The organism is Pseudomonas sp. AK181 (assembly GCF_051122975.1).
In the GTDB taxonomy this organism is placed as follows: Bacteria; Pseudomonadota; Gammaproteobacteria; order Pseudomonadales; family Pseudomonadaceae; genus Aquipseudomonas; species Aquipseudomonas lactis.
In genome coordinates this window covers 1,762,472-1,782,837 of record NZ_CP146348.1, presented here as the reverse complement: position 1 = coordinate 1,782,837, position 20,366 = coordinate 1,762,472, and the positions used below count along the sequence as shown (strand labels likewise).

17 protein-coding genes are annotated in these 20,366 nt (G+C 61.5%); 7 read left to right on the top strand and 10 right to left on the bottom strand.

Features of this window, described 5'->3' with window-relative positions; all coding sequences use genetic code 11:
• Positions 1–192: 192 nt before the first annotated feature.
• Both gyrA and mtnA read right to left on the bottom strand, forming a co-directional pair.
• Positions 193–2,847, bottom strand: coding sequence for a DNA gyrase subunit A (gene gyrA / locus V8689_RS08335; protein WP_003189765.1), 2,655 nt, complete (start codon positions 2,845–2,847; stop codon positions 193–195).
• A 424-nt stretch (positions 2,848–3,271) separates the two neighbouring features.
• Positions 3,272–4,342 (bottom strand): S-methyl-5-thioribose-1-phosphate isomerase, encoded by a 1,071-nt coding sequence (mtnA, locus tag V8689_RS08330; protein WP_056791856.1) that lies wholly within the window; start codon positions 4,340–4,342, stop codon positions 3,272–3,274.
• A 109-nt stretch (positions 4,343–4,451) separates the two neighbouring features.
• On the opposite strand from mtnA, the gene V8689_RS08325 reads away from it, so the two are divergent.
• The 4 genes from V8689_RS08325 (at position 4,452) to V8689_RS08310 (ending at position 8,140) form a co-directional block, all read left to right on the top strand.
• Positions 4,452–5,783 carry a TRZ/ATZ family hydrolase gene (locus V8689_RS08325; RefSeq protein WP_056791855.1) on the top strand — a complete coding sequence of 444 codons (1,332 nt, stop codon included), beginning with the start codon at positions 4,452–4,454 and terminating at the stop codon, positions 5,781–5,783.
• A gap of 64 nt (positions 5,784–5,847) precedes the next feature.
• Positions 5,848–6,546 carry a bifunctional 2-polyprenyl-6-hydroxyphenol methylase/3-demethylubiquinol 3-O-methyltransferase UbiG gene (ubiG, locus tag V8689_RS08320; protein ID WP_003189760.1) on the top strand — a complete coding sequence of 233 codons (699 nt, stop codon included), beginning with the start codon at positions 5,848–5,850 and terminating at the stop codon, positions 6,544–6,546.
• Positions 6,547–6,550: 4 nt separating this feature from the next.
• Positions 6,551–7,222 carry an N-acetylmuramic acid 6-phosphate phosphatase MupP gene (gene mupP / locus V8689_RS08315; protein WP_056791853.1) on the top strand — a complete coding sequence of 224 codons (672 nt, stop codon included), beginning with the start codon at positions 6,551–6,553 and terminating at the stop codon, positions 7,220–7,222.
• Positions 7,223–7,399: 177 nt separating this feature from the next.
• Entirely contained in the window at positions 7,400–8,140 is a 741-nt protein-coding gene (locus V8689_RS08310) for a YciK family oxidoreductase (protein WP_003189758.1), read from the top strand.
• Positions 8,141–8,319: 179 nt separating this feature from the next.
• Here V8689_RS08310 and V8689_RS08305 read toward each other — a convergent pair whose 3' ends face one another.
• From V8689_RS08305 to V8689_RS08280, 6 genes are read right to left on the bottom strand one after another with little or no spacing between them, the layout of a single operon-like run.
• Entirely contained in the window at positions 8,320–9,834 is a 1,515-nt protein-coding gene (locus tag V8689_RS08305; protein WP_056791851.1) for an ABC transporter substrate-binding protein, read from the bottom strand.
• Between the two features lie 32 nt (positions 9,835–9,866).
• A complete protein-coding gene (locus V8689_RS08300; RefSeq protein ID WP_056791849.1) occupies positions 9,867–10,838 on the bottom strand; it encodes an ABC transporter ATP-binding protein in 972 nt (323 codons plus the stop codon).
• Positions 10,835–11,791, bottom strand: a complete 957-nt coding sequence (locus V8689_RS08295; protein WP_032892798.1) for an ABC transporter ATP-binding protein — start codon at positions 11,789–11,791, stop codon at positions 10,835–10,837. Before V8689_RS08295 ends, V8689_RS08300 begins: the two co-directional genes overlap by 4 nt.
• The gene (locus tag V8689_RS08290) at positions 11,788–12,645 is read right to left on the bottom strand and encodes an ABC transporter permease (RefSeq protein ID WP_003189754.1); all 858 of its coding nucleotides are present in this window, start codon (positions 12,643–12,645) and stop codon (positions 11,788–11,790) included. Before V8689_RS08290 ends, V8689_RS08295 begins: the two co-directional genes overlap by 4 nt.
• Positions 12,642–13,589, bottom strand: coding sequence for an ABC transporter permease (locus V8689_RS08285; protein ID WP_056791847.1), 948 nt, complete (start codon positions 13,587–13,589; stop codon positions 12,642–12,644). Before V8689_RS08285 ends, V8689_RS08290 begins: the two co-directional genes overlap by 4 nt.
• Positions 13,590–13,592: 3 nt before the next feature.
• Entirely contained in the window at positions 13,593–14,480 is an 888-nt protein-coding gene (locus V8689_RS08280) for a proline iminopeptidase-family hydrolase (protein WP_003189751.1), read from the bottom strand.
• A 183-nt stretch (positions 14,481–14,663) separates the two neighbouring features.
• Between V8689_RS08280 and V8689_RS08275 the strand changes: the two genes are divergently transcribed.
• A complete protein-coding gene (locus tag V8689_RS08275; RefSeq protein WP_056791846.1) occupies positions 14,664–15,428 on the top strand; it encodes a LuxR family transcriptional regulator in 765 nt (254 codons plus the stop codon).
• Between the two features lie 94 nt (positions 15,429–15,522).
• Complete coding sequence (locus V8689_RS08270) at positions 15,523–16,455, top strand: proline iminopeptidase-family hydrolase (RefSeq protein WP_056791844.1); 933 nt, start codon at positions 15,523–15,525, stop codon at positions 16,453–16,455.
• 96 nt (positions 16,456–16,551) lie between these two features.
• Here V8689_RS08270 and V8689_RS08265 read toward each other — a convergent pair whose 3' ends face one another.
• Positions 16,552–18,054: a nucleobase:cation symporter-2 family protein gene (locus tag V8689_RS08265; RefSeq protein ID WP_056791842.1), complete on the bottom strand. Its 1,503-nt coding sequence runs from the start codon at positions 18,052–18,054 to the stop codon at positions 16,552–16,554.
• A gap of 157 nt (positions 18,055–18,211) precedes the next feature.
• Here V8689_RS08265 and V8689_RS08260 point away from each other — a divergent pair, with 157 nt between their 5' ends.
• Positions 18,212–19,045, top strand: a complete 834-nt coding sequence (locus tag V8689_RS08260) for a nucleoside-binding protein (protein ID WP_056791840.1) — start codon at positions 18,212–18,214, stop codon at positions 19,043–19,045.
• 127 nt (positions 19,046–19,172) lie between these two features.
• Here the strand turns inward: V8689_RS08260 and punC are convergent, their stop codons facing one another.
• Positions 19,173–20,357, bottom strand: a complete 1,185-nt coding sequence (punC, locus tag V8689_RS08255) for a purine nucleoside transporter PunC (RefSeq protein ID WP_056791838.1) — start codon at positions 20,355–20,357, stop codon at positions 19,173–19,175.
• Between the last annotated feature and the right edge of the window lie 9 nt (positions 20,358–20,366).

Here is a 20,366-nt window from a genome sequence, read left to right as displayed (position 1 = left end):
TCATTCTGAAGCGGGCATCTGTGGGAGCTGGCTTGCCTGCGATACAGGCGCCGCGGTTTCACTGAATGACCGAGGCGCCTGTATCGCAGGCAAGCCAGCTCCCACATGGACCGCGTCCAGGCAAAGGGCGCTGTGTTTCATACGGGACAAACAACAAGGGGGCGAATCTTCATCCGCCCCCTGTGTGTCCGCTTATTCCTGCGGTTCTTCTTCGTCTGCGGCAGCGTCGAGGGTTGGCTCGTCAACGTTGTCATCGCCGGCTGCGATCACCTCGCCTTCAAATTCCTCACCTTCGAGCTCTTCACCTTCGACTTCCGAAGGCTCCTGCACACGCTCCAGGCCGACCAGTTTTTCGTCCTTGGCCAGCTTGATCAGGGTCACGCCCTGGGTGTTACGGCCCAGGCTCGAGACCTCCGCCACACGGGTACGCACCAGGGTGCCCTGGTCGGAAATCAGCATGATTTCCTCGCCATCGAGCACCTGTACCGCGCCGACCAGACGGCCGTTGCGGTCGTTGCTGACCATGGCGATCACGCCCTGGCCGCCACGTTTGTACTCCGGGAACTCGCTGATGGCGGTGCGCTTGCCATAACCACGCTCGGAAGCGGTGAGGATCTGGCTGCCTTCTTCCGGGATCAGCATCGAAATCAGCTTCTGCCCTTCTGGCAGGCGCATGCCGCGCACACCGCGGGCGGTACGGCCCATGGCACGTACATCGGATTCCTTGAAGCGTGTGACCTTGCCGCCATCGGAGAACAGCATGACTTCGCGTTCGCCGTCGGTGATGGCTGCGGAGATGAGCACGTCGCCTTCGTCCAGCTCCAGGGCGATCAGGCCCACGCTGCGCTGACGGCTGAAGGATTCCAGCGGGGTCTTCTTCACGGTGCCTTTGGCGGTGGCCATGAAGATGAAGTGACCTTCGGTGTATTCCTCGACCGGCAGCATGGTGGTGATGTATTCATCACTGTCCAGCGGCAGCAGGTTGACCAACGGACGACCACGGGCAGCGCGGGAGGCTTCCGGGATTTCGTAGGTCTTGAGCCAGTACACCTTGCCCTTGCTGGAGAACAGCAGCAGCGTGGTGTGGCTGTTGGCGACCAGCAGGTGAGCGATGTAGTCCTCATCCTTCACGCCGGTAGCCGATTTACCTTTACCGCCACGACGCTGGGCCTGGTAAGCCGCCAGCGGCTGGGTCTTGGCATAGCCACCGTGGGAAATGGTCACTACGCGCTCTTCTTCCGGGATCATGTCACCCAGGGTCAGGTCCAGGCGCGCATCGAGGATTTCGGTGCGGCGCACGTCGCCGTATTCGGCGCGGATCACTTCCAGTTCTTCGCGGATCACTTCCATCAGGCGCACGGCGCTGCTGAGGATGCGGATCAACTCGCCGATCTGGTTGAGGATCTCCTGGTACTCGGCCAGCAGCTTCTCGTGCTCAAGGCCGGTGAGACGGTGCAGACGCAGTTCCAGGATGGCCTGGGCCTGTTCTGGCGACAGGAAGTATTTGCCTTCACGCAGGCCGTATTGCGGGTCCAGGGTCTCGGGGCGGCACGAGTCGGCGCCAGCGCGCTCAACCATGGCCACTACGGCGCTGGATTCCCACGGCGTGCTGATCAGCGCTTCCTTGGCTTCCGACGGGGTTGGCGAGGCCTTGATCAGGGCGATCACCGGGTCGATGTTCGACAGCGCAACCGCCTGGCCTTCCAGGATATGGCCGCGCTCGCGGGCCTTGCGCAGTTCGAACACGGTACGGCGGGTAACTACTTCGCGGCGGTGACGCACGAAGGCTTCCAGCAGGTCCTTGAGGTTCAGGATGCGCGGGCGGCCATCGATCAGGGCAACCACGTTGATACCAAACACGCTTTGCAGCTGGGTCTGGGCGTAGAGGTTGTTGAGGATCACCTCCGGCACTTCGCCACGGCGCAGCTCGATCACCACGCGCATACCGTCTTTGTCGGACTCGTCGCGCAGCTCGGTGATGCCTTCCAGCTTCTTCTCTTTAACCAGCTCGGCGATCTTCTCGATCAGGCGTGCCTTGTTCAGCTGGTATGGGAGTTCGGTGATAACGATCTGCTGGCGGCCACCGACCTTGTCGATGTCTTCGATCATCGAGCGGGCACGCATGTAAATGCGCCCGCGACCGGTGCGGTAGGCTTCGATGATGCCGGCGCGACCGTTGATGATCGCGGCGGTCGGGAAGTCCGGGCCGGGGATGTATTGCATCAGCTCATCGACGGTCAGCTCAGGGTTGTCGATAAGGGCCAGGCAACCGTCGATGACTTCACCGAGGTTGTGCGGCGGGATGTTGGTGGCCATGCCCACGGCAATACCGCTGGAACCGTTGACCAGCAGGTTGGGAATACGGGTTGGCATGACAGCCGGGATCATTTCGGTGCCGTCGTAGTTCGGCACCCAGTCCACGGTTTCTTTGTGCAGGTCAGCCAGCAGCTCGTGCGCCAGCTTGGTCATGCGCACTTCGGTGTATCGCATGGCGGCGGCGTTGTCGCCGTCCACCGAACCGAAGTTGCCCTGGCCGTCTACCAGCAGGTAGCGCAGGGAAAACGGCTGCGCCATCCGAACGATGGTGTCGTACACCGCAGTGTCGCCGTGAGGGTGATACTTACCGATCACGTCACCGACAACACGGGCAGATTTCTTGTACGGCTTGTTCCAGTCGTTACCCAGCTCGCTCATCGCGAACAGCACACGCCGGTGCACGGGCTTCAAGCCATCGCGCGCATCAGGCAGTGCCCGACCGACAATTACGCTCATCGCGTAGTCGAGGTAGGACTGTTTCAGCTCGTCTTCGATATTGACCGGGAGGATTTCTTTGGCCAGTTCGCCCATGAGAAGCCTGATTCCTTTTTCGGGTGAAACCTCGTCACATCCATTCGGGACGAACGAAGCTCGCCGCTGCCGGCACGGTGCCTGACAACGACTTACGACAAATCAACGAGTTATGACACGGATCTGCACGTTATAGGCAACCCCTCGGGGCAGCCCTGGAAACCGCCGGATGTTATCACAATCGCCGCCACGCACCTATCCCCCTGATGCGCATGGAGGCTAGTAATTTGACGGATGACAGGCTTGAAGGGGACGAGAGGGGCTCAGAGGCGCGGTGGTGCTTTTTTTTGAGGGTGGAATGCAGGAGTTTTGTTGACTTCAAGAGCCAATCGCAGGCAAGCCAGCTCCCACACGTGATTTGTGAACACAGTTAAATGTGGGAGCTGGCTTGCCTGCGATAGCGCCCCCACAGGCACCGACACACTCAATGCAGGCGCTTACGGCACATCAACTTGGCCAACTTGGCCACATCCGGTCGCTCCACCACACCCTTTTCAGTCACGATCACATCAATCAGATCCGCAGGCGTCACATCAAACACAGGGTTAAACACCGCGACATCCAACCGCTGCCCATCCACCTCCAGCAACTCACCACTATCGCGCTGCTCCAGGGCGACATCATCACCAGTAGCCATCATCAAATCCAGGGTCGAACTCGACGCTACCACCATAAAGCGCACGCCATGGTGCATGGCACACACGGCCAGCTGATAAGTGCCGATCTTGCTGATCACATCGCCATTGGCCGCGATACAGTCAGCACCGACCACCACCCACGTCACGCCTTTGGTCTTGAGGATATGCGCCCCGGCGGAGTCGGCATTCACCGCCACCGGGATGCCCTGGCCCGCCAACTCCCAGGCCGTCAGGCGCGAGCCTTGCAGCCAGGGGCGGGTTTCATTGACATAGACCTGCTCGACCAAGCCCTCCAGATACGCTGCATGAATCACCCCGAGGGCTGTGCCAACGCCGCCGGAAGCCAACGCACCGGCGTTGCCATGGGTGAGGATCGCCTGGGCGTTGCCCTGGTGCTTGCGAATCCGCTCCATGCCCAACTGAGCCATGACCACATTGGCCTCCCGGTCGCTTTCATGGATCGCCACGGCTTCGGCTTCCAGCACCACCAGCGGGTCGGCGTGCTGCTTTAGGCGATCGAGGCGGTCGCGCATGCGCTGCAAGGCCCAGAACAGGTTCGATGCGGTCGGTCGAGTATGGGCCAGCAAGGCGTAGTCTTCTTCCCATGCCGCCTGCCAGTCACCGCCCTCGGCGATGCGCTCGCGGGCGGCCAGCACCAAGCCATAGGCGGCGCAGATACCGATGGCTGGCGCGCCACGCACCACCATGGTGCGAATGGCGTCGGCCACCGCTTCAACGGTAACGCAGGCTACCCAGGTCTCACGGGACGGCAAAACGCGCTGATCGAGCAGGTGCAGCGCGCCATCACGCCATTGGATGGCCTTCACTTTGTCTGCAGCCAACAGTCGGTCGCGCATCCCTTACCCCGCACTCATGAACAAAAGCCGCCGATTATAGCGATCCGCCAGCCAGGACGCTCGGGTATACTTCGCCCTTCTTTTATAGCTGCCTGGGAAGAAGCCTGCGATGACCTCCACTGCCGCCCCGCTCGACTTGCTGCTGCTGCCGACCTGGCTGGTACCCGTCGAACCTGCCGGCGTGGTGCTCAAGGAGCATGGCCTGGGTATCCGCGATGGCTGCATTGCCTTTATCGGGCCACGGGACGCGGCGTTGAAGCTGGCGGCGCGAGAGGTGCGTGAACTGCCGGGCATGCTGCTCAGCCCTGGCCTGGTCAATGCCCACGGCCATGCCGCCATGACCCTGTTCCGTGGGCTGGCCGACGACTTGCCGCTGATGACCTGGCTGGAAAAACACATCTGGCCCGCCGAAGCCAAGTGGGTCGATGAAGCGTTTGTGCGCGACGGCACCAACCTGGCCATTGCCGAGCAGATCAAGGGCGGCATCACCTGCTTCTCGGACATGTATTTCTACCCCAAGGTCGCCAGCGACTGCGTACACAACAGCGGTATGCGTGCGCAGATCGCGTTGCCGATCCTCGACTTCCCGATTCCCGGCGCCAGCAGTGCCGACGGGGCGATTCGCCAGGGTATCGAGCTGTTCGGCGACCTCAAGCACCACCCGCGCATCAAAATCACCTTCGGCCCCCACGCGCCCTACACCGTGTGCGATGCCAACCTGGAAAAGATCCGGGTGATCGCCGAAGAGCTGGACGCCGTGATCCATATGCACGTTCACGAAACCGCCTTTGAAGTGCAGCAAGCCGTCGAGCAGACCGGCGAGCGGCCATTGGCGCGCCTGGCTCGCCTCGGCCTGCTGGGGCCGCGCTTTCAGGCCGTACACATGACCCAAATCAGCGAAGACGACCTGGCTTTACTGGTAGAAAGCAACACCAGCGTCATTCACTGCCCGGAATCGAACCTGAAACTGGCCAGCGGCTTTTGCCCGGTGGAGCGCTTGTGGCAGGCTGGCGTCAACGTGGCCATCGGCACCGACGGCGCCGCCAGCAACAATGACCTGGATTTGCTCGGCGAAACCCGCACGGCGGCCATGCTGGCCAAGGCCGTAGCCGGCTCGGCCACTGCGCTGGATGCCCACCGCGCCTTGCGCATGGCTACGCTCAACGGTGCCAGGGCGATGGGCCTGGACAGCCAGATTGGCTCATTGGAAGTCGGCAAGGCGGCAGACATCGTCGCCTTTGATCTTTCCGGGCTGGCGCAACAACCGATCTACGATCCGGTCTCACAGCTTATATATGCCACCGGGCGCGATTGCGTGAAACACCTTTGGGTCGCCGGCAAGCCATTGCTCGACGACCGGCAATTGACCCGCATGGATGAACAACAGTTGACCGCCACGGCCATTGCCTGGGGCCAACGCATCAGCGGGCACAGCGAATAACGCCGTTGCTGAACCTATGAGCTCAGCAACGACAAACCGACTTATCAGATTCAGAGGATTGACCATGAGCAACGTCGACCACGCCGAAATCGCCAAGTTTGAAGCCCTGGCCCACCGCTGGTGGGACCGCGAGAGCGAATTCAAACCCCTGCACGACATCAACCCACTGCGGGTCAACTGGATTGACGAGCGCGTCAACCTGGCCGGCAAGAAGGTGCTGGACGTCGGTTGCGGCGGCGGCATCCTCAGCGAAGCCATGGCCCAGCGTGGTGCCACCGTCATGGGCATCGACATGGGCGAAGCGCCGCTGGCCGTGGCCCAGTTGCACCAGCTCGAATCCGGCGTGAGCGTGGAGTACCGCCAGATCACCGCCGAAGCCCTGGCCGAAGAAATGCCCGAGCAGTTCGACGTGGTCACCTGCCTGGAAATGCTCGAACACGTGCCAGACCCGTCCTCGGTGATTCGCGCCTGTTTCCGTATGGTCAAGCCCGGCGGCCAGGTGTTCTTCTCCACCATCAACCGCAACCCCAAGGCTTACCTGTTCGCGATCATCGGCGCCGAATACATCATGAAGCTGCTGCCGCGCGGCACCCATGATTTCAAGAAATTCATCCGCCCTTCCGAGCTGGGTGCGTGGAGCCGCCAGGCCGGGCTGACCGTCAAGGACATCATCGGCCTGACCTACAACCCGCTGACCAAGCACTACAAGCTGGCCAACGACGTTGACGTCAACTACATGATCCAGACCCTGCGCGAGGAGTAAGCCTGTGAAGTTGCGAGCGGTTCTCTTCGACATGGACGGTACCCTGCTGGACACCGCGCCGGACTTTATCGCCATCTGCCAGGCCATGCGCGCCGACCGTGGCCTGGCGCCGATCAACCCCGAACACATCCGCGATGAAATTTCCGGTGGTGCGCGGGCGATGGTCGCCGTGACGTTCTCGATGGACCCGGAGTCGCCAGGCTTTGAGGACCTGCGCCAGGAATTCCTGGAGCGTTACCTCAAGGATTGCGCGGTGCACAGCAAACTGTTCGACGGCATGGCCGAGCTGCTGGAAGACATCGAGAAAGCCAAGCTGATCTGGGGCGTGGTCACCAACAAGCCGGTGCGCTTTGCCGAACCGATCATGCAGCGCCTGGGCCTGGCCGAGCGTTCGGCCGTGCTGATCTGCCCGGACCATGTGAAAAACAGCAAGCCCGACCCGGAGCCGATGATCCTGGCGTGCAAGATGCTCGGCCTGGACCCGGCCAGCGTGCTGTTCGTGGGTGATGACCTGCGCGACATCGAATCCGGCCGCGACGCCGGCACGCGCACGGCGGCGGTCACCTACGGCTATATCCACCCGGACGACAACCCCCGCCACTGGGGCGCGGATGTGGTGGTGGATCATCCGTTGGAATTGCGCAAGGTGCTGGATAACGCGCTGTGCAGTTGCTGATTGTTCGAAGATCTCAACAACACTGAGATCAATGTGGGAGCTGGCTTGCCTGCGATAGCGGTCTGCCAGCCAGCACATTTGGCGACAGGTAGTCCGCCATCGCAGGCAAGCCAGCTCCCACAGGAAATGGATTCCACTTCAAGTGGTGTATCACCTTGAATTTTGTCGAGGCTATTTATGTTTGATTACTCTGCACCGCCAGAACTGCTCAAAGGCCGGACCATCTTGGTAACCGGCGCCGGTCGCGGAATTGGCGCGGCAGCGGCAAAAACCTATGCCGCCCATGGCGCTACGGTGCTGTTGCTGGGCAAGACCGAAGCCAACCTGGCCCAGGTGTATGACGAGATCGAAGCCGCGGGCCACCCACAGCCGGTGGTGATTCCGTTCAACCTGGAGACCGCCCTGCCCCATCAATACGATGAGCTGGCAGCGATGATCGAAAAGGCATTCGGCCACCTCGACGGCCTGTTGCACAACGCCTCGATCATCGGCCCGCGCACGCCCATCGAGCAGTTGTCCGGCGAGAACTTCATGCGGGTGATGCATGTGAACGTCAACGCGATGTTCATGCTGACCAGCACGTTGCTGCCGTTGCTCAAGCTGTCCCAGGATGCGTCGGTGGTGTTCACCTCCAGCAGCGTCGGGCGCAAGGGCCGTGCTTATTGGGGCGCCTATGGGGTGTCCAAGTTCGCTACCGAAGGCTTGATGCAAACCCTGGCCGATGAGCTGGAAGATGTGGCCGCAGTGCGCGCCAACAGCATCAACCCGGGCGGCACCCGCACCAGCATGCGCGCCCAGGCGTACCCCGGGGAAAACCCGATGGAAAGGCCAGCACCGGAAGAGATCATGCCGGTGTACCTGTACCTGATGGGGCCGGACAGTGCGGGCATCAATGGCCAGGCCTTCGATGCGCAATAAGCCCTGACACCCCGCAAAACAAAGGTGGGAGCTGGCTTGCCTGCGATAGCGGTGGTGAATGCTGATCGTTCCCACGCTCCGCGTGGGAATGCCCCCCGTGACGCTCCGCGTCACCCCCCTACCGGACGCGGAGCGTCCTGAGCGGCGTTCCCACGCAGAGCGTGGGAACGATCAAGCACTCAGTTTTTGACCACTTCCTCCAAGGTGAAACGCCCCAACGGGTTCTGCAGGAAGTTGCTCACGTTCTTGCGTGAGATGTTGATATACGGGCTGTAGTACAGATCAATCCAGTTCACATCCTGCTTGGCCAGCTTCTGCAACTCCACATACATTTGCTCACGCTTGGCCGGGTCTGCCTCGATCCGCGCGGCCGCCACCAAGGCCTTGACCTGGTCGTTCTTGTAGCGGGTCATGTAGTTCTGGTTGGTGTCGTGGCCCAGCACGAAGGTGGTTTTCTGGTCGGGGTCGAGGATGTCGTTGGTCCAGTACATCACCGAAATATCGTACTCACCGTCCACCAGCATCTGCCAGCTTTGGGTCGGGTCGACTTTCTGCAGGTTGGCGGTCACACCGACCTTGGCCAACTGGTCCTTGATGATTACCGCGATCTGCTCGTCGGCCTCGTTGCCGGCGTTGACCACGTAGTTGAGCTTCAAATCCTGGGCACCCGCAGCGGCCAGCAGCTTCTTGGCTTCGGCCGGGTCGTACGGGCGTTGCAGGTTGTTGGCGTAGTGGTACAGCGAGCCCTTTGGAATGTAGGAATAAGCCACGGTGCCTTGACCGTAAGTAACGGCTTTGACCAGCGATTGCTTGTCGATGGCCATGTCCAGGGCCTGGCGCACTTGCGGCTTGGCCAACAGGCTGTGCTCATGGTTGATCAACAGGTGATCTTCACGGGTGGACGGGTCGGCGTGGATCACCACGTTCTGGTCTTTTTTCAGTTCTTCGACCCGGGAGAACGGCACGAAGATCGCCGTGTCGAGCTCGTTGTTCTGCACCATGCGCATGCGCGTGTTGTCATCGGTCACCGACACCCATTCCACGCCGTCCAGGCTCACGCTGCTGGCCTGCCAGAAATTCGGGTTTTTCTTCAGGATCACGCGGTCGCCCTTGCGCCACTCGTCCACGGTAAACGCGCCGGACGTCACCGGGTTTTCCGAGTAGGCGTCTTCGCCCATCTTGGTCATGGCTTTTTCCGACAGGATCGACACCGTTGGCGACGCCAGTTGCGAGAGGAAGGCCACCGCCGGGGTTTTAAGGGTGACCACCAGGGTCTTGGCATCGCTGGCCGTGGCGGTGTTGATCAGGCTGAACGGGTCGCTCCACAGCGAGGCCTTGTTGTCGCGGATGCGCAGCAGGCTGAACGCGGCGTCGGCGGCGGTGATCGGCGAGCCGTCAGAGAACTTCGCCTCACGCAGCTTGAAGGTGTAGGTCAGGCCATCCTTGGAAATGTCCCAGCTTTCGGCCAGGCCCGGTTCCATTTTGGTGCCCAGGTTATCCACGCGCACCAGGGTGTCGTAGACGTTGGCAAACACCCAGGTGTCGCGGTTTTGCGCGCTTTTGATCGGGTCGAAGGTGGTGCTGTCTTCACGGCAGCCGATGGTAAGTACACCAGCGGCCTGGGCCAGGCCGGCGGTCAGCGACCAGGCCGTAAGGGTAGCGGCGGCGAGCAATTTCAAGTGGCGCGAGTGCATATCACAACTCCTTGTTAATGAATGGCAGAGGGTCAAAGCAAAGGGTCTTCAAGCACGCAACTGTACCGATGCTCGTGCAGGAAATGGGTGGGGGGCAATACCGTGGAACACATGGCTTGCGCATACCGGCAACGCGGATGAAAGGCACAGCCTGTCGGCAGACTCAGCGGGCTGGGCGGCTCACCGGGCAATGGCTGCGCAGGCAATGGCCGGTGCGGATCGATCTCCGGAATGGCCTGGATCAGCGCCGCGGTATACGGGTGACGGGGCGTGGTGAACACCGCTTCCACCAGGCCCTCCTCGACGATCTTGCCCAGGTACATCACCGCCACGCGGTCGCATAGGCGCCTTACGATGGCCAGGTCATGGGCGATAAACAGGATCGCCAGGTTCATACGCTGTTGCAGTTCCAGCAGCAGGTTGATGATCTGGCCCTGGATCGACACATCCAGCGCGGCAACGCACTCATCGGCAATGATCAGGCGCGGCTCCACCGCCAGCGCCCGGGCGATCCCCACGCGCTGGCACTGGCCGCCACTGAGGGAGCCGGGCTTGCGTGAAGCCAGCTCAGGACGCAAGCCGACCAGTTCGAGCAATTCATTCACACGATCAGGAATCTGCTGCGCCGCCACCTTACGCTGCACACGCAGTACCTCGGCGAGGGTTTCACCAATGCTGTGCCGTGGACTGAGCGCGGCATAGGGGTCCTGGAAAATCATCGCGGTTTCATGCCGCAGACGGGCAATGTCGATGGCACTGCCATGGGCCATGTCGATACCGTCGAACAGCACTTGCCCGGCGCTGATCGGGTTGAGGTGCAAAATTGCCCGGCCCAGGGTGCTCTTGCCACTGCCGGACTCGCCTACCAACCCCAGGGTTTCCCCAGCGGCGAGGTTCAGCGACACGCCGTTAACCGCCCTCACCCACTGGCGGTTGAGGCCCAGCAGGCCGCTGCCGGACGCGGCAAAGCGCACCTCCAGATCCTTGATCTGCAACAGGCTCATGGGCGCCCTCCCAACGGATAATGACAAGCCACGCGTGCGCCTTGTGGCAGCAACTCGGTACACAAGGCGCCGGCCTGTGGGCAGCGCGGGTGGAAGCGGCAGCCGTCGGGCAATGCATCGAGCAACGGCGGCTGGCCAGCAATGGTGCGCAACAACGCATGTCCGCTGCTGTGGGCCGGCTGGCAGTCGATCAGGCCTGCGGTATACGGATGTTGCGGCTGGGCCAGCAACTCGTATTTGCTGCCGTGCTCGCACAGGCGCCCGGCGTACATCACGGCGATGGCATCGCAGGTTTGCGCCACCACGCCCAGGTCATGGGTGATCATGATGATCGACAGGCCACGCTGGTCGCGCAGGTCGAGCAACAGCCGCAGGATTTGCGCCTGCACCGTCACATCCAGGGCGGTGGTTGGCTCGTCGGCGATCAACACCTTCGGGTTGCAGCCCAGGGCTACGGCGATCATGGCGCGCTGGCGCATGCCACCGGAAAACTCATGGGGGTAGTTGTCGACCCGCGCCTGGGGGTCGGGAATCCCGACCTGACGCAATACCTCGATCGCCTGCACGCGCGCGTCTTTTTTCGACGCGCCTTGGTGCAGGCGGATGCCCTCGGCGATCTGCTCACCGATGCGCATCAACGGGTCGAGGTGGCTGCTGGGGTTCTGGAAGACCATGCCCAACTGCCCGCCGCGCACGGCGCGCATACCGGCATCATCCAGCGCCAGCAGGTCCTGGCCGGCCAACCGCACCGCGCCGCCCTGCACGCGCAGATTGGGCGATGGCAACAGGCGCATCAGGCCACGACAAGCCATGGTCTTGCCCGAACCGCTCTCGCCCACCAGGCCGAGGATTTCACCTTCGGCCAGGTCGAACGACACCCTGTCCACCAAGGTAATATCACGCCCGGCGTTGTTGGCGATCACACTAAGGTCGCGCACCTGCAACAGGCTCATGAGCGCTCCCCCAATACCTGAGCAACACCATCGGCCAACAGGCTGAAGCCCATGGCCAAGGTCACGATGGCCAGGCCCGGGAAGGTGCAGATCCACCAGGCGGTGGTGATAAAGGCTTGCCCCTCGGCCACCATCGTCCCCCATTCGGCGGTCGGCGGTTGCACCCCCAGGCCCAGGTAACTGACGGCGGCGCCGTTGAGCAGTACCAGCACCGCGTCGGACATGGAAAACACAATGGAGCCAAACAGCGCATTGGGCAGCAAATGCCGGAACAGAATGCGCCCATGGCCAAAGCCCAGGCTTTTGGCGGCCAGGGCAAACTCGCTTTCCTTGAGCACCAGGATCTGCGAGCGAATCAGCCGCGCATACGACACCCAACCCACCAGTGCCATGGCGATGTAAAAACTCTGCAAGCCCGGCCCGAGGATGGCCATGATCGCCAGCATCAACACCAGGAACGGGAACGCCAGCACCACGTCGATCACACGCATGCAGACACTGTCGAAACGCCCGCCGATATAACCCGAGACCGCACCGATAAAGGTGCCGATGATGAACGGGAAGATCACCCCGATCACCGCCAGTTGCAGGTCGATGCGCGCGCCCCAGATCACTCTCGAGAGGATATCCCGGCCGTAATTGTCCGTACCCAACGGATGGGCAAGGCTGGGGGCTAGCAAACTGATGCTGGTGTCCTGTGCGATAGGGTCGTAGGGCGCGACCCACGGCGCAAACAGTGCCAGGGCCAACCATGCGAACAGAATCAACAAACCCCATGCGGCGGTCAGCCGGCCATTGCGAAAGCCAAAGCGCAGGCGCAAGCGCCACGGGGCAATCAGGGGACGACTGCTCATTGCATCTTCACCCGTGGGTCGAGGGCCACTGTCACCAGGTCGGCCAGGAAGTTGACCACCACCGTGGCACAGGCCAGCACCATCGCCACGCCCTGCACCACCATGTAGTCACGGGTGAAAATGCCGCGTACCAACAACTGGCCGATGCCCGGAATCGCGAACAGGCTTTCGATCACCACTGTGCCGCTGATCAGCCAACCGATGTTGACCGCCAGCAGGTTGACCGCCGGCACCAGTGCATTGGGCAGCACATGCCGGCGAAACACTGCGCCTTCAGGCAGCCCGCGCGCTCGGGCAGCAGTGACATGGTCTGCCTGCAACTCCATCAACATGCTCGCCCGCAGGTTGCGCACCAGCACCGCCGACAGAGCCAGGGCGATGGTCAGGCAGGGCAAGAGCATATGGTGCGCCTTGTCCAGCCAGGTGCGCCCGTAACCGGACACCGGGAACAAGCCCCATTTCACGCTGAGCAGCAGGATCAGCATCAACCCCAGCCAGAACGCCGGCATGCCCAGGCCGACCGTGGTGAACACGCGGATCAGCTTGTCCGCCCAACGGCCTTGCTGGCGCGCCGCAATCGTTGCCAGTGGCACCGCTATCAACAAAGCGAGGACCACGCTGCCCAGCACCAGCACCAGCGTGGGCTCGATGCGAGTGACGATCAGTTTGAGGGCGTCGACCTTGTACAGCAGCGATTGGCCGAGGTCGCCCTTGAGCAGGTTTTTCAGGAAGTAAAAGTATTGCAGCCACAAGGGCTGGTCGAGGCCGAACTGGGCGCGGATCTTCAGCAGTGCATCCGGCGTACTGCGCGAACCCAGCAAGGCGCGCGCCGGATCGCCGGGAATCGAGCGCACCAGCACGAAGGTGATCAGGCTGATGCCCAGCAGCACCGGCAGCAATTGCAGAGGCCGGGACAACACAAAACGGTAGCGCGCCAGGCTCATGCGTCAGCCTCGGTGGCGAGCGAGAAAGTCCAGCAGCACCGGGAAGTACGCCTGCGGCTCCTCGTAAAACGGCATATGACTGCTGTTGGGGAACACATGCAACTCGGCATGGGGTGCTGCAAGTTTCATGCGCATCGCACAGGCGGGGGTGAGTTCGTCGTGCTGGCCGGTGGTGATCAGGATCGGCATCGTGAACTCGGCCATTTCCTTGAGACGATTCCAGTCCTTGAGGTTGCCGATATAGAGGAACTCGTTGGGGCCTTGCATGGTTTCGTAAGGTCCCATGTTCCAGTCGCCCAGGGACCGCTTGACCGGCTCCGGCCATTCGTCGAGGCGGCATACGTGGCGGTAGTTGAGCAAGGTGATGGCGGCCTGGTACTGCGGATGGTCGAGAGTGCCCATGGCTTCGTGGCGTTGCATCATGGCCACGGTTTCGCTGCCCAGGGCGCCGCGCAGGCGCTCCAGTTCCTGGGACAGGTGGGGAATGTCGCCGACGGTGTTTTCCAGGATCAGGCTTTTGAGCGCACCGGGATAATGCACGGCATATTCAATGCCCAGCCAACCGCCCCAGGAATGCCCGAGCAAATGCACGCGGCCCAGGCCCAGCGCCTGGCGCACGGTCTCGACTTCTTCGACATAACGGCGGATTTCCCACAGTGCGGCATCGGTCGGTCTGGCTGATGCGCCCGTGCCAAGCTGGTCGAATGCAACCACTCGCAGGTTATGTGCTTTGAGCCAGCCATGGGCGTCGCGCAGATAGTCACACGGCAGGCCCGGCCCGCCGTTGAGACACAGCAGCACCTCATCGCCTTCGCCAAAGCTGTAGACCACGAGGTTATGGCCGTCGACTTGCACGTTGTACTGCTGGTCGGGGGCAATTTCACGCCACATGCATACATTCCTTGTGTTGTATCGGCCTGGCGGGTAGCGGCCGTTTATCAGGTCAACACTACCGAGGATGCCGTGCGTCCATAACCTAGTATTTCTTATAGGTTTGGCCTGGCAGTCCTTCGCCGGGGCGTGGCATTCTACTTGCAGCAAGTCGAGATTCAAATGAATTCGGGAGCAGAACGGATGCTGGCTAAGCTGACCGCCTTCAATAATCGCCTCATACCGGGCAGGAGCCTGGATGAACAGATGGACAATGCATTTATCCTTGCCCAACAACTGGGCTTCGATGCACTGGTGTATGACTACAGCCCGGTGCCCATTGACCTCAACGGCGCACTGATCACCCCCTCGCTGTTGCAACTGCGCAACACGCCGGCCGACTGGCACGCCTTATGGTGCAGCGAAGGGTTTTACCAGATCGACCCGGTGCAACACCTGGCACTGAGTTCGGTATCACCGTTTGTCTGGTCCTATGAGGCCAAGACCGAGACGGCCCTGCAAAAGATCATCGACCCCTGCCACGCCCCCGTTTCCTCCTACCTGCATGAACGCCAACTCACCTGCGGCGTCAGCGTGCCGATTCATCTGCCCAAGGGCGGTTTTGCCTCGCTCACCGGCTTACGCACCGGCAAGGCGCGCACGGTATTGAAGGACGCCCAACATACGCTGGCCGATTTCAGCCTGATTACCCATGCCCTCCAGGAAGCGGCGTACCCGCTGTTCAGCAAGGAGGTGCGGGCTTATCCGCACATTCGCCTGACCAAGCGCGAGCGCGAATGCCTGAAATGGGCGGCTGAAGGCCTGACCGCCGCCGAAATCGCCACGCAGTTGAGCCGCTCCCTGGCGGTGGTCACCCTGCACCTGGCCTCGGCCATGCACAAACTGGGGGCCAAAAACCGTGTTCAGGCAGTGGTTCGCGCCACCCATTACCGCTTGCTGGAAGGTTGAGCTTTGGGCAAAAACCTATCTGTTTTGCTAGTTACCTAAACTTTTTGTTCAGACTATCGTAACCCTGATCCTTTTTTTCAGAGCAGGGTACGAAATGGAATTCATCGAAAAAGTTCGCGAAGGCTACGCGCCCTTTGGCGCCTATCAAACCTGGTATCGCGTCACGGGTGACCTGAGCACAGGCCGCACGCCCTTGGTGATCATCCATGGCGGCCCGGGCTGCACCCATGATTACGTCGACGCCTTCAAGGACGTCGCCGCCAGCGGCCATGCGGTCATCCACTACGACCAGTTGGGCAACGGCCGCTCCACGCACTTGCCGGAAAAAGCCCCGTCGTTCTGGACCATCGGCCTGTTCCTCGACGAGTTGAACAACCTGCTGGACCACCTGCAAATCAGCGAGAACTACGCGATCCTCGGGCAATCCTGGGGCGGCATGCTCGGCAGCGAACACGCGATCTTGCAACCCAAGGGCCTGCGCGCGTTTATCCCTGCCAACTCGCCCACCTGCATGCGCACCTGGGTCAGCGAAGCCAACCGCCTGCGCAAGCTGTTGCCTGAAGGCGTGCACGAAACCCTGCTCAAGCACGAGCAGGCCGGCACCTACCAAGACCCGGAATACCTGGCGGCCTCACGGATTTTCTATGACCAGCACGTGTGCCGGGTCAACCCGTGGCCCGAAGAAGTGGCGCGCACCTTCGCCCAGGTGGATGCCGACCCGACGGTGTACCACGCCATGAGCGGCCCGACGGAATTCCACGTGATCGGTAGCTTGAAGGACTGGAACGTGATTGGCCGCCTGTCAGCCATCAAGGTGCCAACCCTGGTGATTTCCGGCCGGCACGACGAAGCCACACCGTTGGTGGTCAAGCCGTTCCTGGATGAGATAGAGAACGTGCGCTGGGCACTGTTTGAAGACTCCAGCCACATGCCCCACGTGGAAGAACGCCAGGCGTGCATGGGGACAGTGGTGAAGTTTCTGGATGAGGCGTGTTCGTTGCCGCACAAAGCCCTCAAGGCCGGCTGAATCCCTGTGGGAGCTGGCTTGCCTGCGATAGCACCGGTGAATTCACCATCGCTATCGCAGGCAAGCCAGCTCCCACAGGGTATACGGCGGCGCTCGCTAAACCTCGCTGGTCTCAGGCTTGGATGTTTTCCTGAAAGTATCCGCTACCAGCGGAATTTCCTTGCCCTCTGCATCAAACAACTTCCCGCCCCGGTAGTAATCCCCATCGCGCAACGCGGCCACGTCGCGAAAGCACAAGCTGCGCTCAGTCCCTGCCACGAACACTGACTGCTGGTCCGAGTTGCCGGCGGTGAAGTGGTTGAACGCCAGGTTCAGCAGGATAGCCATGATCGCCGACGAGCTGATGCCCGAATGGAAGATGGTCGCGAACCAGCTTGGAAACTGATCGTAGAAGCTCGGCGCGGCGATAGGGATCATGCCGAAGCCGATGGACGTGGCAACGATGATCAGGTTCATGTTGTTGCGGTAATCCACCTTGGACAGCGTGCGAATCCCGCTGGCCGCCACCGTGCCGAACAACACAATCCCGGCGCCACCCAACACGGAGGTGGGCACGGCCGCGATCACCCGGCCCATGAATGGCAACAGGCCGAGCACCACCAGGAACACCCCGCCAGTGGCCACCACAAACCGGCTCTTGACCCCGGTCACCGCCACCAGGCCGACGTTCTGGGCGAATGCGCTCTGGGTAAACGAACCGAAGATCGGCGCGAACATGCTCGACAACATGTCGGCACGCAGGCCGTTGCCCAGGCGCTTGGAGTCGACCTTGGTGTCGATGATCTCGCCCACCGCCAGGATGTCCGCCGAGGTTTCCACCAGCGTCACCATTACCACGATGCACATGGAGATAATCGCCGCTACGTGGAAGGTGGGCATGCCGAAGTGAAATGGCGTGGGGAAACCGAACATCGGCCCCTGCATCACACCAGAGAAATCCGCCATGCCGAGCAGCACCGCGATCACCGTGCCGATCACCATGGCCAACAGGATCGACAAGCGAGAGATGGTTGCGCTGCCGATCTTGCTCAGCAGCAGCACCAGCACCAGGGTCAGCGCGGCCAGGCCGACGTTGGACATGCTGCCAAAATCCGCCGCCCGGCTATTGCCGCCCATGGCCCAGCGCGCCGCCACGGGCATCAGGGTCAGGCCGATGGTGGTAATCACAATGCCCGTCACCAGCGGCGGGAAAAACTTGGTGATCCTTGAGAACACCGGGGTGATCAACAAACCGATAAAGGACGCGGCCATCACCGCGCCGAGAATCGCTGGCACGCCACCGGCACCGTCGCTGCCGACAATCGCCACCATGGTCGCCACACCCGCGAACGACACGCCCTGCACAAGCGGCAACTGACAGCCGAAGAACGGCAGGCCCAGGGTTTGCAACAGCGTGGCCAGGCCACCGGCAAACAGCGATGCAGCAATCAGCAGGCCGATATCCGCCGGCGACAACCCGGCGGCCTGGCCGACGATCAACGGCACAGCGACGATGCCGCCATACATGGTGAGCACATGCTGCAGGCCGTAAGCCATGTTGGCGGCGACGCCCAGATTTTCATCTTCGGGCCGCTGCGGTGACGCCTTCGGGATAGTCATGGTGAGGGGTTCTCTGTTTTTGTTGTGCGCTCACTGTATGCAATGTTCAGACTGTATGTCCATAGAGTTGTATACAATCAATCGAACAAGATACCCTCCAACGGCGTTACAAAAACAATCCGGCCGTCACGAGCCAGAACGCCAAAGGACAAAAAGAATGAAAAAGGCATTACAGGGCGCCACCGTCGCATTAACCCTTCTCGGCGGCGGGGAGGCTGTCGCGATGGAATGGATGAACAACAGCGTCGGGTTTCGCTACGGGCAGCACTTCACCAACCCAAACAACCCCGACGACTTCAGCAAGCGCATCTACAGCTTTACCCACGCCAGCGGCTACCGTTACGGCAGCAATTTCCTCAACCTCGATGTGTTCCTGTCCGACAGCAGCGACCCGCGCAAGGGCACCGACCACGGTGGCAGCGAGGTGTACGCCGTGTACCGGCATCAGCTGTATGCCTCACGCGTGTTCGACCTGCCGCAGGGCACGGGCCTGATCAAGGATTACGCGCTGACCTTGGGCTTCGACGCCAACCGCAACAACAACTTCGCTTCCGCCAAGAAGCGCGCCCTGGTGATCGGGCCCACGTTGAAGTTCAACACCGTCGGCGTGCTGGACCTGAGCCTGATGTACTACAAGGAAAAGAACCACACCGGCATCCCCGGCGCGCAGGAGTCGAACCACACCTTCGACGACACCTACATGCTCAATCTGACGTGGATGCGACCGTTCGAGGTTGGCAACCATGCAGCGAAATTTCAGGGGTTTATCAATTACGTCGGGGAAAAAGGCGAGGACTACCATGGCCGCGATACCGCACCGGAAGCGCTGATGCGTACAGCGCTGATGGTGGCAGTGCGACCGGGTAAAAGCGTCAAGCCGAACCTGTATCTAGGAGTGGGCTATGAGTACTGGCATAACAAGTTCGGCGTGGACGGCGGCCGTGGCAGTCGCACCTCAACACCGACGCTGAACATGGAAGTCACGTTCTAACTGAAGAAACGCAAAAAACTGTGGGAGCTGGCTTGCCTGCGATAGCGGTCTGTCAGTTAGCCCATCTGGCACTGATACACCGCTATCGCAGGCAAGCCAGCTCCCACATTTTGATCGGCTTGTCAGCTCAGGCGTTGGCCAGTTCGGAAGCATTGCCCTTCGACCGTGCCAGCCAATACCCCAACACCGCCAGCGGCGCGGTCGCCAGCATCACAATCACTGTGATCAACAGCGGCTGCTCGATCATCGACGACACCAACAGGCTGGCCAGGAAGCACAGGCCCAACTGCAGGGTATTTTGCAGGGCCGCCGCCTTGCCGGAGTTTTGCGCAAAGGGCATCAGCGCATTCGCCACCACAATCGGGTAGCTGGCGCCGTTGCACAGCGCCATCAGGCAGAACGGGATCAACAAGGTGGTCAGGGTCGGCACGCTCAAGGTGGCCACCAGGTACAACGCCACCATGCTCAAGCAATAGGCGACCAGCAACCACGGCAGCAGGGTCTTGCCCGGCAGGCGCTGCAAGGCGCTGCGGCAACTGTAGCCGCCGACGAGAAACGCCAGGGTCGGCAATACATAGCTGAGGCCGATGTCATTCGGGCTGTAGCCCATGCCGCCGAGGATGAACGGCGAGGCCGTCAGCCAAGCGAAGAAGCTGGCCGAACAGGCGGCGAAGATCATCACATTGCCGGTAAACACCCGCGAGGTGAGCAATTGCCCATAGCCCAGGCGCACCGGGCTGCCCTTGTGCTCCAGACGCTTGGGCATGTTGCGCAGGAACAAGGTCGGCACCAGCAGCAACAACGACACCACCAGCAACACGCCGAAGATCGCCTGCCAGCCAAAGTGATTCAGCACCATGGCGCCCAACAGCGGTGCCAGGGCCGGCGACAGCGACATCAACGGCATGATGCTGGCAAAAACGCGGTGGGCCTTGTCGGCCGGGTAGCGGTCAATCACCAGCGCCTGCCAGCTGACGGCGGCGGCACACACGCCAATCGCCTGCATAAAGCGCAGGGCCAGCAGCTGCGGCGCGGTCTCGACCCAGAACATGCCCAGGCAACCGAGCACAAACAGGCTCAGGCCGGCGAGTAGGATGGGCTTGCGCCCCAGGCGGTCCGAGAGCGGCCCCCACAGCAACTGCCCCACCGCAAAGCCGGCAAGGAAAATGCTCAAGCTGGCGCCCACCGCGCCAGCACCGATGTTCAACTGCTCGCCCATGGCGCCAAACGCCGGCAAGTACATGTCCATGGCCAGATAACCGAGCATGCTCAGCCCCGCCAGATACCAGGTAAAACCAAAAGAATTTTTCATCGAAGCCTT